Source organism: Streptomyces sp. NPDC006879, assembly GCF_042869595.1.
In the GTDB taxonomy this organism is placed as follows: Bacteria; Actinomycetota; Actinomycetes; order Streptomycetales; family Streptomycetaceae; genus Streptomyces.
In genome coordinates this window covers 25,673-38,956 of record NZ_JBIAGC010000030.1, presented here as the reverse complement: position 1 = coordinate 38,956, position 13,284 = coordinate 25,673, and the positions used below count along the sequence as shown (strand labels likewise).

11 protein-coding genes are annotated in these 13,284 nt (G+C 70.6%); 7 read left to right on the top strand and 4 right to left on the bottom strand.

Annotated elements, in window-relative coordinates:
• Positions 1-12: 12 nt before the first annotated feature.
• The 4 genes from ACFYMC_RS21085 to ACFYMC_RS21070 form a co-directional block, all read right to left on the bottom strand.
• On the bottom strand, positions 13-2,988 hold the full coding sequence (locus ACFYMC_RS21085; RefSeq protein ID WP_388527443.1) for an ATP-binding protein: 2,976 nt from the start codon (positions 2,986-2,988) through the stop codon (positions 13-15).
• Positions 2,989-2,995: 7 nt separating this feature from the next.
• Entirely contained in the window at positions 2,996-3,571 is a 576-nt protein-coding gene (locus ACFYMC_RS21080; protein WP_388527441.1) for a hypothetical protein, read from the bottom strand.
• 91 nt (positions 3,572-3,662) lie between these two features.
• Positions 3,663-3,929, bottom strand: a complete 267-nt coding sequence (locus tag ACFYMC_RS21075) for a hypothetical protein (protein ID WP_388527438.1) — start codon at positions 3,927-3,929, stop codon at positions 3,663-3,665.
• Positions 3,930-3,995: 66 nt separating this feature from the next.
• A complete protein-coding gene (locus ACFYMC_RS21070) occupies positions 3,996-5,606 on the bottom strand; it encodes a conjugal transfer protein (protein WP_388527435.1) in 1,611 nt (536 codons plus the stop codon).
• Positions 5,607-5,889: 283 nt separating this feature from the next.
• Here ACFYMC_RS21070 and ACFYMC_RS21065 point away from each other — a divergent pair, with 283 nt between their 5' ends.
• From ACFYMC_RS21065 to ACFYMC_RS21035, 7 genes are all read left to right on the top strand, one after another.
• Positions 5,890-6,354, top strand: coding sequence for a hypothetical protein (locus tag ACFYMC_RS21065; protein WP_388527432.1), 465 nt, complete (start codon positions 5,890-5,892; stop codon positions 6,352-6,354).
• A 67-nt stretch (positions 6,355-6,421) separates the two neighbouring features.
• Complete coding sequence (locus ACFYMC_RS21060; protein ID WP_388527430.1) at positions 6,422-7,054, top strand: hypothetical protein; 633 nt, start codon at positions 6,422-6,424, stop codon at positions 7,052-7,054.
• Complete coding sequence (locus ACFYMC_RS21055) at positions 7,054-8,070, top strand: hypothetical protein (RefSeq protein WP_388527427.1); 1,017 nt, start codon at positions 7,054-7,056, stop codon at positions 8,068-8,070. Before ACFYMC_RS21060 ends, ACFYMC_RS21055 begins: the two co-directional genes overlap by 1 nt.
• Before the next feature lie 27 nt (positions 8,071-8,097).
• Positions 8,098-8,481 (top strand): DUF4913 domain-containing protein, encoded by a 384-nt coding sequence (locus tag ACFYMC_RS21050; protein WP_388527424.1) that lies wholly within the window; start codon positions 8,098-8,100, stop codon positions 8,479-8,481.
• Between the two features lie 165 nt (positions 8,482-8,646).
• Positions 8,647-9,324 carry a hypothetical protein gene (locus ACFYMC_RS21045; RefSeq protein ID WP_388527421.1) on the top strand — a complete coding sequence of 226 codons (678 nt, stop codon included), beginning with the start codon at positions 8,647-8,649 and terminating at the stop codon, positions 9,322-9,324.
• Positions 9,325-9,330: 6 nt separating this feature from the next.
• Complete coding sequence (locus ACFYMC_RS21040; protein ID WP_388527419.1) at positions 9,331-11,397, top strand: peptidoglycan DD-metalloendopeptidase family protein; 2,067 nt, start codon at positions 9,331-9,333, stop codon at positions 11,395-11,397.
• A gap of 119 nt (positions 11,398-11,516) precedes the next feature.
• Positions 11,517-13,247 carry a type IV secretory system conjugative DNA transfer family protein gene (locus ACFYMC_RS21035; protein ID WP_388527416.1) on the top strand — a complete coding sequence of 577 codons (1,731 nt, stop codon included), beginning with the start codon at positions 11,517-11,519 and terminating at the stop codon, positions 13,245-13,247.
• The last annotated feature ends 37 nt before the right edge of the window (positions 13,248-13,284 follow it).

The window sequence follows — 13,284 nt, the reverse complement described above, 5'->3', positions numbered from 1 at the left end:
GGTGGGGCGAGATCAGCGGGAGGCAGCCGCCCCGGCCGCCCGTTCTTCCTCGGCCGCCTCCTGGAGGAAGGTCCAGTCCCACACGCTCAAAGGTGCATCGATGCCCTGGCGGGCCGGGCGGGTGGTGCCGTTGGTGTCGGTGGCGGCGAGGATCTCCTTGAAGACGAGGTCCACCGCCACCGTGCCGACCCGCTTGTCCACGTCCCGCTGGAGGCAGACGCCCGTCCGCAGCTCCTGGAGCGAGGCGATGACCTTGGGGTCGTCCTCCGGGCGACCGAGCAGCGGCGCCACCAGGGAGGCCTCCTGAGCGGACTTCTGCTTGAAGGCGAAGACGGTGTGGATCTGGTTGGCACCGCCGCTGCGTGCCTCGGAGTCCTCGATCTGCACCAGGTCGATGGCCTGCTGGGTGATCAGGACGGTCACCGCGAGATACGAGCGGCCCTGCTTGAGGGCGCGGCGCATCAGATCACGTCCGCTCTCCGTGGCTGTCACCACGTAGGCCTCGTCGACGAACAGCGCCTTGGGGCGCAGCCCGATCTCACCCGTCACCGGGTTCTTCTCGTAGCCGACGTCCAGCATCTGGCTGCCCAGCTCGACGACGGCCATCAACGCGGTGGCGGCGAGTCGCTCCGCCGGGTTCCAGCCGCGCGGGTCCGAGGCCGCCGGGGACTGGAAGCCGCGCAAGGTGATGACGGTGCGGCGCTTGCGCATCGCGGAGAGCGGCTGCGGGTGCTCGGCGAAGGCCAGCCGTGCGTACGGCAGGGTCCGCAGCTCGGTCAGCAGCATCTGCGCCAGTTTGAGCTCCTTGACCGCCTCCCGGTCGCCCGAGGCCGTGGCCTGTTCGTAGGCGCGGACCACCTCGTCGACCACCTGCCACAGCGTGGGTCGGGGGACCTGCTGCTCCGCCTCGCGGGCGCCCAGACCCTGCTCGGTGGCCTGCCGGATCGCCGAGTTGTACCAGCCGACGACGGTGGCCATCGCTTCGATGACGGGCAGTCGGACCCGCTGGTAGTCCTCGTCTCCGAGGAAGCCGCGCAGCATGGTCTCAGCCAGCAGCCGGCCGGAGGGGACGTCGCGGGCGACCACCCACGGGTCGAGCACTCCGGCCCGGCCCTTGAGGAGGTCCACGACCTCCGTCTCGGCCCAGAACTCCGGGTTCACCGGCTGGAAGCGGCTGTGCGCGGTGCCGAGGACGCCGGTCTCCGCGTCGTGTGCGAAAGCGGGGTCGTTGACCTGCGAGCCGAAGCCCAAGTAGTAGCAGAGCTGGGCGAAGTCGGTCTTGGGGTCGATGACCAGGCAGCGGACCCCGGACTCGGACTCCTCGTAGAACTTCTGCAACGCCAGGGAGGACTTGCCGCCGCCGGAGGCGCCGACGATGGCGAGTCCGCCGCCGTCGTTGCGGGCCGGACCGACGTGCAGCGAGTAGTGGACGGGCATCTTTCCGGCCCAGCCGACGAGGTTGCCCACCCAACCCAGTTGCTTGCCGGAGCGGTGCTCAGGGTTGTCCCCCAGCTCGGTTCCGGCGGTGGGCAGCCCGGCGCCGAGCTGCTCGACCTCCTGTAGGCGCAGGTAGGGAGCGATGGGCAGGCGGGGTGCGTCGCCGGGCAGTTGGGACTGTAGGAGCCGCCACTGTTGCCGGGTCGGGCGCAGCAGGGTGACCTTCAGGTCCTGTTTGAACTGCATCTCCAGCGCCCGGCGGCGGCGCTCCAGCTCCGCGAGGTCGGGCGCGGAGATGGTGAAGCGGATCTGGGCTTCCATGCCTGGCATCTTGTGCTCCTCGACGTCGTCGAGGAGGTGCTGGGCGCGGGTGACCTGAGCGGAGAGCTGGGTTCCGGGGGCTCGGCCGGAGTTGGCCATGTCGTTCATCTCGTCGACGAGGTTGCCGCTGATCTTGCGGGCCCGGTCCTTGAACTTCAGGTACGGGATCAGGGTGAAGCGCATGTCGATCTCGACGGGGAAGTCGACGTGCTGCGCCGCGTACCGGGCCCAGGCGGTGGACTGGCGGAAGCGGGTCTCGGTGGGCCAGTTGGCGGCGACCAGCGTGGTGGTGTAGCTGGTGTGCTGCTCGCCGGTGACCTCGTCGTACTGGTGCAGCACGATGTGCGTCTTGCGGTTCTCGCCCGAGAAGTCGACGACCAGGTCGAACTGGTCGGGCCCCCAGGAGCGGGAGCCCAGTACGGGCTCGGGCGGCACCTGGAGGTCGCCGTGCAGGGGCTTGCGGATCAGCCAGACGAGTTCCTCACGGGTCAGTGGGGTGCCGTCGAGACCTTCCAGGCTCTCGTGTACCTCATGGGCCACCTGCGTCCACTGGGCGAGGAGCTCTGGCGTGAGGTACTCCGGGTGGACACCGGTGGCGCCCGCCGTGGCCTGGTCTACGCCCGCGATCAGGGTGCGGGTCAGCCCCGGGTCCTCGACCGGGTCGTCACCGCCGGGCAGGACACCGCTGCCGTCCTTCGAGTTCCGCTTCAGCGCGCCCAGCTTGACCAGCAGGATGTTGCGTTCCCGGGTGGCCCCGATCCGCTCCTGGTACTCGGCCTTGCGCAGGTTGTACGCCTTGTAGTTCTCGGTGGGGTCCCAGGCCGTGGCGTTGAGCTGCTCGGCCCAGTCCACGGCGGTGATCGGCCGGTACACCTTGCGGTACTGGCATTCGACGTTGCGGTCGCCGCGGGCGAGGTTGAGCAGGCCGCGGGCCGGACCCTCGGCCATGGACTGGAGTTCCGCGGCGTTGAGGTACTCGTCGATGGAGGTGGGAAGAACCAGGCCGGTCCACACCGAGTCGCCGTGGACGAAGACCATATCGTCCGCGTAGCGGTAGGGCAGCCGCATGTCCTCGCGCCGGGCGGAACCCTGACTGCGCCCCTTGGGGCTCCCGCCTCCCCGGGAGCCGGCGGAACCTTGGCCGCCCTTGGTGTTCTTGGAGGTGGCGGCCAGGAGCATGGCGATCAGGAAGAAGGCGACCGCTCCGCACAGAAGGATCAGCAAGAACATGGAGGAGTCATCCTGCGGTTTCGGAGGGGGCGGACGGTGAGTGGGCTGACTGCGGGTGGGCGGTAGCCGCTGGTGGGCTCTGTCCGGATGCGGCCGAGGAGTGTCGGAAGGAGGATCCGTGCCGGGCGGCTTCGGCGAGGGCCGAGTCGTAGCGTTGCCGCCAGCGCGGCGAACCCGGCTGCCAGAGGATCACCTGCCAGTGGATCTGCTCGGGTTCGCGGTCAGCGGCCAGGCCCTGGAGCCGTTTGGGCTGGAGCCGGTAGTCGGCCCAGACCACCAGCTGCTGGCTGAGGGTGAGCGCCGAGGGCAGCGGCCGGCCCCAGACGAAGTAGACGGCGAACGGTGGCCCGAGGTACAGCGGGGAGGTCAGCATCGAGATGCCGAGGAAGGGCAGGAGCGCGGAGAGCGACAGCAGGACGACCAGCCACAGCACCCCGAAGCCGACGGCCGCCCCCAGGGCGGGGAGCAGCAGGCCGGGGAGCGGGATGTTGCCCCAGTTCCAGATGCGCTTGGGCCGGTTGAGTAGATCCGTGTGGTCGTAGGCGACCATCGGTTCGGGCGCGTCCGGAGTGTGCTGCGCCATCGGCCGGTCCCCCTTCTGTGACGTGGGCGCGGCGGCCGAGGGCCGGCCGCGCATGGGCGTTGCGGGCTACGTCGCCCGTGCCGCTGGGGGCTCAGCCTTGGCCGCTGCCGCCGATCTGGGCGCCGAGGTCGATGAGCAGGCCGGCGAGGCCACTGGCACCACCGATGATCAGCGCCGCGAGCGCGATCATGCCGAAGCCCTGGAAGGCCTCGCGCATCCCGTCGCCCCGCTTCATCGAGAGCAGCATCCGGATGCCCAGGATGAGCAGTGCGATCACGGCCACGGTGGTGCCGATGGTGACGAGGATCTTCTGGATCTCGCCGAACATGCCTTCGAGAGTGGTGGCAGCCAGGTACATGAGGGTTCCTTTCGGGGGAGTTGCCCGCTGGGTGGGGTGGGGCGACCGAGGTGGTGGTCGGGTGGGTCAGCGGGAGCTGCCCGAGGCCGTGGCGCTGGCCTTCGGCTTGCGAGTGGCTCGGCTGGTGGGGGTGCTCTTGGCGGACTTCGGTCGGCCCGGCGACGCCTGCGGCGTTTCCGGGGCGTCCGAAGGCTCCGAGGTGTCCGAGGCGTCGGGGGCACCGGGCTCCGCCCCGTCCGCACGGCCGCCCGTCGGGTCCAGGAGCCCGCCGCGGACGTCCTTGATGAACCAGCCCTGTGCGGTGTTCACCACCGTTACCCGGTAGGAACGCTCGATCAGGCGGGCCGAGGGCTTGCTGCCGCCCTTGGCAGAGCCACCCCACAGCACCGTCACCCGTACCGGGACGGCCTGGCCGTCGCGGTAGGTGACCTCTTCGGTCTGGTCGCTGCCGGCCGGTGCCAGCGCCTGCACGTCACGGATCTGCGGGTGCTGGAGGGCGCCGGCCAGACCGCTGGTCGCGGCGGCGCTCGCGTCGGCGGTGAGGAACCGCGCCATGGCGGTCGCGTCGGACACACCCCAAGCCGTGAAGTACCCCGGCAGGACCTTGGCCTTGAGCTCGTCGGACAGGGTGTGGTCGATGGATTCCTCATCGCGGTCCACCAGTGGGGCCGAGCCGTGCTCGGGCAGCGGCATCTCGCCGACGTCACCGGCGATGCGCAGCCCGGTGCCGCCGGTCAGGTCCGCGACGTACACGGGCACGGACAGGGTGGTGCTGCGACCGTTCGTCAACTTCACCTGGATTCCCAGGTAGCGGCCGTGCTTCCCGTATTCGGGAAGTTCCTCGATGCTGCCGTCCCAGGTGGCGTTCTTGACCCGCTGGACCCCCTGGCCGTTCCAGCCGCAGTCGCGGTCCACTCCGGTGGAGACGTAGCGGGCCAGCTCCTCGCGGCGTTCGGTGACGTCCGCGGGCGCATACGTCATGCAGAGCGTCGCGTACTCCTCGGCGAAGGTCGCCGCGGACCGGGTCGGGAAGTCCGTGAGCCGGTACCGGCTCACGTCCTTGGCGTCCAGGGCCGCTGCCGTCGGCGCCTTCGAAGTGGTGCCGACGACGAGGCCCATCACCCCGCAGGAGCCGAGCGCGAAGAGACACCCGGTGACCAGCAGGGTGGCGCGCAAGGCGACATGCAGGGTGCGGCCCTGGGAGGGCAGCCGGCCGCCGGGCCGCGGGACTTCGAAGGCGGCCCCGGGGCCGGGGGCACCAGACTGCTCGGGGGCGCCGCCCCCGGCGGCCTCGCGCCCCCGACCGGCCCGCTTCTTGTGCTCTTGGGCGGCCTTGCGCTCACTGCGTTTACGTTCGGCCGTCGCGCGCCGGTCGGACTTGGCCTGCTCGCGCTGCGCCTTCTTCGAGGAGCCGGCCGGGCCCTGCGCCCGTGGCGGCAGCGCCGGCACGGCGGCTTCCGCCGCGGGGACGGCGGCATGCGGGGCATTGCGCACCCAGGCCGCCGCCACCTGGGCCCGGACCGCCTCCGGGCTGAGCGCCGGGGCGACCGGGTGAGCGCCGGTGGCCGGATACGGGTCCGGCTCCCCGCCCTGTTGCCGGCCGCCCTGCTCGGCGGGTGTGAACTGCGCGGGCTGCCCCCCGGCGACCCCGCCAGCAGAGCTGTTGTGGTCCGTCATCGAGTCCGTATCTCCCACACGTGTGATCCCCGTCCGCCGGTCGGCCCGTGCGGCTGGCCTGGTGAGGCCGGGCGCGGACGGCAGTGTGACAAACGGAGCCGCCGGGCCTCGCCCGGATTCCCCACCGGGAAAGGTTGAGGAAAGTCGGGGAAAGCGAGCGCAGTCCCGGCGAGGACGCGGCCACGGGCCGGTGCGGTGGTGCGCCCGGTCTCCTCCGCCACAATGCGGGTGTGTGCCCCGGTGCCGGGCGTCGAGGCACCTCCGACGCAGCGAAGGACGAGAGTTGAGCGACCAGTACGTCCCTTCCGGCCAGGCCGTGGACCCGCCGGCGACCCGGGAGGCCCGCCTGGGAGCCGGGACCGTCGAAGCCGGCCGGGCCTGGATATCGGGCTTCCCGAGCGACAACCCCTGGCAGGCGAAGTTGTGCCTGGAGACCGAGCAGGGCATCGCCACCTATCCCCTCACCCCGCACACCATGCCCGACCTGTTGGCCGGGCTCGTCGAGGTCGCGCAGGCCCAGCAGGGCGCCACAGGCCCCGTTACCGAAGACGACTCGCGGGAGGAGGACCCGGAGGTCTCCGGTCCGTCAGATCCCGAGCATCCCGGGGGGTTGCACGAGGGGCGTGCCGCGCGGCTCACGGGCTGGGCGGTGGTCCACGAACTGTGGGAGCGGGAGGATCCCAAGGCCCGGTTCATCATGGGCGCGCTCGTCATCAGTCTGCTGGTCCTCGGGGTCTTCCTGTCCTGAGGGGCGTGCGGCAGGTGGGGGTTGTGTGGATACGGTCACGTGGGAACGGCTCACTGAGGAGATGGCGATGCTGACGGAGACAACGGGGCGGACCGCTGAGGACCTGGCTGCGGAACTGCGCGGCCTGCAGCAGGTGGACGACTGGCCCTCGGTGTGGTCGGGGCCGCCGCAGGGCGGATCGTCCGAGTTCGTGCAGTGGTGCGAGCGCTACGGCTGGCAGCCAAGGACCTCCGACCGCCAACTGCTCCTGCGGACCGCAACCGGGGGCAGCTGGACCTTCTACAGCAAGACGGAAGGCGAATGGAGCCCGCTGGCGAGCCTTACGCACTATCCGTGGCAGGTGCGCGCGGAAGCGGCGGAGGAGAACGGGGAGGTCCTCACCGCGGCTGCGGGCGCATGGCCGGTGTTCCTGGCAGCGGCGGTCGGTGTGCTCGGCGCTCCGACATGGAGCGGTTCCTGGGACGATCCGGAGTTCCCCGAACCGCCGCACCCCTCGTACTGGCCCGACCGTGAGTTTCGGATGCGGAGCCGGCGGCCCTACGAGTTCGCCTACTGGGCTCCCGATGGCACGACGTCGGGCCAGCCCTTCCTGGTGCTGAGTCAGTCAGTGGGCTTCTCCACCTGGACGACGTCCGCGCCGGGCGGATCCGCCATCGCTCTGGACGTGAGCGCGCCGGCAGAGTTCCTGGGTGACCGCTGATGGCGGAGGTGTCACCGCCGTCAGTGGAGGAGCTGAAGCGCGCGGTCGAACTGGAGTCTTCCTACGAGGAATCAACTCCGAGGACTCCCACGCAGGCGTTGGAGACCGCGAGCCGGATCTTCGAGGACTGGCAAGCGGCCACGGCAGCGGGCCGGAAGTCACCGGATCTGCTGTCCTTCGTCAGGGACGTGGCCGCCACCGAGCCCGTCACCTCCGGGGAACGCGGGCAGGCGCGCGCCTTCTGGTCCTGGCGCTCCCGGCCGGAGGGGGCCACGGCTGAGGTGGGGCACCGCTTCGTCGCCCAGGCATGTGGTGAGGAGCGCGGGTTCCAGGTCCTGGAGGACACCCCGGCAGGGCGCCAGTTGGACTCCTACCACCTCTGGGCGAAGGAGGTGCAGCAGGTCCTCGCCCGCGACTTCGAGTTGGATCTCGCCGAGGTGGAGGCATTGGCGCCGGAGGTGTGGAGCACGGTCTCCGGGCGCTACGCGGAGGCCGCCACCGGTGAGGTGGTCGTGTTCGCCGCGGACATCGGTGCGGGATCTGTGCTGGGCAAGGACGAGTTGCCGAGGCTCCTCGCGCACGAGCAGGTGGGCAAGGAGGGCGTGCGTTTCCCCCTGCCCTCGCCGCGTCATGAGCATCTGCCTCCGGAGGTGGACGAGTTGATTGCGGACGAGGCGGTTCGCTGTCAGGTGCGGATGGAGGATTTCCGGGCGGCCGACACCACGCCGCGGCAGTTCGCGCAGAAGCTCGCTGGCCTGGACGTTCCCGAGGGCCAGCGGGAGGCGCATCGGGAGGCGCTCGCCAGGCTGTCGGCCGTGGACAGTTATGAGGAGCTGCGTCAGCCGGACAAGGTGGTGCCGGACAAGGTGGTGCCCGCGCGGGCGAACGCCTTCCTGCCCGGGGTCGCGGTTCGTCCCACGGCTGCCCAGCCCAGCCCACGCGGGACCCCTGGCCACGGTGTGGTCAATCCGGTGGCCGTCGAGGCCGCCCCGAAGTCCGCTGGCATCAGCCACTGACCGGCGGTTGCCGGGGGAGTTAGCGCCATGAGTAGCAGTACCGGTCAAGGAGCCGCACCTGAGGCGGCGGTCGAGTTCCACTTCGCTGATGTCTTCGTCTTCATGACGGACTATCTGTCGCCCCTGGTACGAAGGCGGCTGAACGGGTCGACGGCGACCTGGTGTCCTCGTTGGTGGGAGCACCCGGAGGCCGGCGCCCGGCTGTCCGCGCTGTGGTTGGCCTGGGAGCATCTGCGGCACGATCCGGCGTTGGGCATGTCCACCTGGTGGCTGCACCATGCCGATCCGCACCTGCGCGTGCTGATGGACCCGGACGCGGGCCCCTTCGGGGCCTGCTCTCCCAAGGACGGTCACACCGACTACCCCTTCGACCCGCTTCCGGTGGACGGGTACGAACCGGAGGGGGAGTAGGGACGGGCGGCGTCGCACCACCGACCGCCGCCCCGTGGGACCGTGGGCCGCTTCCGTTCCGAGGCACCTGCTTTCCTCGGTTTTCCCCGTGAGGAAAGCACGTCCGGCTTCGCTTTCCCGCCACCTACCGTGTCCCGGCGACCTGACTGAGGGAGGCCCGGGACGGTGGAGTCACCTGCCGAGAGCAAGCAAAGCGCGGTACTGGCCCTGGCGGTGATTGGCGTACTGCTGATCGGCGCGTTGTCGGTGTTCTTCTTCCTCGACGGGGACGACGGCTCGGCCGGGGACTCCGGTGCGGCGCCGAGCACCGCCACCACCGGAGCCCGGGACTCCCGCTCCGGCAGTGGTGGCAGTGGTGCGGGCCGGACTGCCGCGGTGGGTGACGTGCCGCCCGTCATCGAGCCGGCGGAACTGCTCGCCGCCCATCAGGTGATGGTCGAGTACCTCGCGGGGCTCAACACCTACCGCTACAGCGATCACAAGTCCGCCTGGGCGTCACCGTTGCTCGCTCTCACACACGGCGACGAGGCCCTGCGCAAGGAGACCGCACTGCCCTCCGGTAGGGAGTGGGCGAACTGCCGTGAGTCCAGGTGTTCTTCGCGAGGGGAAGCGCGTGTCGTTCGGGACGCGATGATCGCCGAGGACCTGGTGCGCGGTTCCGGCCCGATGGTCTCCAGTGTGGTCGAGGTGACCGCGGCCCGTTCCGAGGACGGCCGTGCCACGGGGGCCGAGACCAACTCCTGGCTGGTGAGCGCCCGCAAGAGCGGCGGTGACTGGAAGGTGTCCGCGTTCGACCTGTTCGGTCTGGGCAACGTGGGCGCGTCCGACCAGACGGGGGAGTGATCGCCGATGGTGGCTCCTGCCGTACTGGCGGCGGCGTCCAAGGCCGCCAAGGTGGCGAAGTCCGCTCAGAACGCGGCCCGGTTGGCAGCCGGACCCGGTGGCCCCGGTGGGTCGGGCGGCGGTGGGAAGAAGAGCCGTGGCTGGTGGCTGCTGCTCGTCGGCGGCGGCATGCTGCCGGTCTTCGGGATCTTCCTCGTCCTCGTCATCATGATCAGTGCCCTGGTGGGCGGCCTGGGAAGCGGCGCCGCCCGGGCCGCCTGCGCCGACTACGCGGACAACGCCGCGGCGGGCAACACCACTGACAAGGCCGCCACCAATCCGATCATGCCGGCGGGCAAGGTGTACCTGCCCAGCGAAACGGCCCGCCACGAGATACCCCCCAAGATGATCCTCGCCGCGATGCGCGCAGCCGCCCGCTACGAGGGGCTGGACTGGACCCTGATCGCAGGTCAGATGTACCAGGAGACCAAGTACGGGCAGGATCCGTCCGCCGCGCCCGGCGGCAGCAACAGCGCCGGCTACCGGGGGCTGCTCCAGTTCGGCTCCGACGCCTGGCACGACTACGGGGCCGACGGCAACGGCGATGGCACCAAGGACCTGTACAACATCGACGACGCCGCCTTCGCCGCCGCGAACTTCCTGCACGCCCTGCACGCCGAGACCAACGCCTGGGACGCCCTGCTCAAGTACTCCGGCTCTCGGCGCACCAACACCATCTACCCGCGGGTGGTGTTGACTCAGGCGACCCGGTACCGGGGCAGTCTCACCGGCGAGAAGGAGCTGATATCCGGCTGGTACCGGCACCTGAAGGGCACCGTCGAGAAGAACCCCGGCTTCCCGACCCTGGGCCAGCGGTCCGACATCCCCGAGCCGGTGGGCAACGACGCCCAGCCCGCCGAGGCGTTGAGCATCCCCAGTTCCCCTTCGCGTTCCTGGTCCACGCCGCCGTTCGACGAGGAGCAGAAGCAGAACGCGACGGCGATGGCCCCGATCGCCTTTGCCCGTCCGTTGGCTGCGCCCCGGGCACCGTTCGCGCCCACGGACGGGCGGGACTGGCAGTGGCCGATGAAGGAGGGCACCTACCAGGTCGGCACCGCTTACCACGCGAACGGCAGCATGTGGAGCTTGGGCTACCACACCGGACTTGATCTGGTGGCCCCCACCGGAACGCCCATCTACGCCCCCGCCGACGGCAAGGTGACCAAGCAGGGAAGTGGCGGGGCGTACGGCAACGAGACCCGCATCGAGCACGCGAACGGCGTCGTCACCCTGTATGCGCACCAGAGCACGGTCTCCGTCTCCAACGGCGCCAACGTCCGCCGTGGCGAGCGGATCGGCACGGTCGGTGCCACCGGCAACGTCACCGGCCCGCACCTGCACTGGGAGGTACGGGTGCCCGGAGTGGACGACCCCTTCGTGGGCGGGAGGGACCTGGGACCGGGCATGGTCGACCCGAAGGCCTGGCTGGAGGGCCGGATCTCCGCCAACCCGGACTACGGCACGGTTCCGGGTGGTGGCGGTGGTGGCAAGGACGCCGACTACGCCTCCTGTGCCAAGGGCGGCCGGGGTACCGCCGTGCCGCCGGACGGGGGCGGGCTGACGGGCGTACTGCCGGACTCGGAGGACCCGGTGGTCCGTGCCGCGCTGCGGTGGGCGCAGCGCGGGGTCGGCCTGCCGTACGTGTTCGGTGCGCCGCGTCTCCAGGGAGACAGTCCGGTGTCCTTCGACTGCTCCAGTTACACGCAGTGGATCTACTACCAGGCCAGCAACGGCAAGATCAACATCGGTTCGACGACCTACGAGCAGGAGAAGCGGCTCCGCGCGCACAAGGTGGCGCTGAGTCAGGCCCAGCCCGGCGACCTCGTCTTCTTCCGCCCCGGTCAGCGTGGTCCGGAGCACGTCGGTGTCATATGGGACCCGGCAGGCAAGAAGATCGTGCACGCCCCCCGGCCAGGCAAGAGCGTCGAGTTCAGCACCTGGGACGTACAGGACGAGATCACCGGGGTGTACCGGGTGCCGATCCCCTCCGGGACCGACCCCGCTGAGACCGACGGCAGCCACGAGCGGGCCTAGGACGTGGCAGCGCCCCTCGGGCGGGGTCCCGACGGCGAAACGGCTCTTCCTGCCCTGCTCCGTAGGAGCTTCCCTTCCTCCCCGGTCCGAAGGCCGGGGCATCCGCGAAAGAAGGCCCGATGACCGTGGAACCACAGAAGAAGCCCCGCGCCGAGGACGACTGGACCAAGGAGATCGCGCTCCTGGTGGCCGGTGTCCTGGGCCTGGTGTGCGGGGCCTGGCTTGCGGCCCACCTCGGCGCGACGCTCGCCGACCAACCGCAGCCGCCGGGCAACCCGGCCTCCTTCCTGGTCGCCCTGGTGCGGGGCGAGTACCGGTGGCCCGGTGGCGCAGCCAACGCCCTGGCCGCTGGTGAGGCGTTGGTGGTCTTCGTGGGGGGCCTGGCCGTCTACCGACTGTCCCAGCGCGGCGCACGACGGCCGAAGGTCGACGGCGCGGCCCGCCATCTGGCACAGGGCGAGGACCTGGGCAAACTCACCATGAAGGGGGCCGCGGCGACCGCGGAACGGCTGGGGGTGCGCAGCCGGGTACCGGGTGTCTTCATCGGCAGGTCCGTGCGCGGTCGGCAGCCGCTCTACGGGTCCTACGAGGACATGCACATCGACATCTGGGGCCCGCGCACCGGCAAGACGACCCGGCGCGCCATTCCGGCGATCCTGGACGCCCCCGGTGCGGTGCTGGTGACTTCCAACAAGCGGGACATCGTCGATGCCAGCCGCGGTCCGAGGGCGGAACGCGGCCAGGTCTGGGTCTTCGACCCGCAGCAAGTGGCGCAGGAGCCGCCCGCCTGGTGGTGGGACCCGCTCACCTACGTCACCGATGTGGCCAAGGCGCGCAAACTTGCTGACCACTTCGCCTCGGGTTCCCGGGACGCGGACGCGTCCACGGATGCGTTCTTCGATCCGGCGGGCCAGGACCTGCTGGCCAACCTGCTGCTCGCGGCTGCCACCGCGAAGTCCCCGATCACCCGCATCTACAGCTGGCTTGCCAACCCGAAGGACGACACCCCCGAACGCGTCCTGCGCTCGGCCGGCCACCTGATGCCCGCCGACGCCCTGGCCGGAGTGATAAACGCGCCCGACAAACAGCGCAGCGGCATCTACGGGGTCGCCCAGCAGATGGCTTCCTGCCTGGTCAACCCGGAGGTCAACAAGTGGGTGACGCCGGCCGGGCCGGCCGATGACCGCCCGGAGTTCGATCCCCACGAGTTCGTCCGTACCGCCTCCACCCTGTACTCGCTCTCGCGGGAGGGCAGCGACTCGGCCGGGCCCCTGGTGACCGCCTTGACGGTGGCCGTGGTCGAGGCGGCCGAGGAGTACGCGACCACACATCGCGGGGGACGGCTGCCGGTCCCGATGGTGGGGGTCCTGGACGAGGCGGCGAACGTGTGCCGTTGGCGGGCCCTGCCAGACCTGTACTCGCACTACGGTTCGCGCGGAATCATCTTGATGACCGTCCTCCAGTCCTGGGCCCAGGGCATCGAGGTGTGGGGAGAGCGCGGGATGGAGAAGCTGTGGTCGGCCGCGAACGTGCGGGTCTACGGCGGCGGCGTCTCCGACACCCGCTTCCTCGGGGACCTGTCGGAGCTGGCCGGGGAGTACGAGGTGCGGGAGTACGCGACGACCCGCGAGTCGAAGGCCGGCGGTTGGTCCGGCAACCGCACCGTGAACGAGTCCCACCGCCGCGAGCGCGTCCTACAGGTCTCCGACCTCGGCTCGATGCCGCCGGGTCGGGCCCTGGTCCTGGCCTCCGGCACCAAACCGGTCTTGGTGGAGACGATCCCCTGGTGGGAGGGTCCGTACGCGCGCGAGGTCAAGGCCTCACTGTCCCGGTACGAGCCGGGAGCATGATGTCCGTCTCCGTGGACAGGTTGCCCTGAGTCCGTTC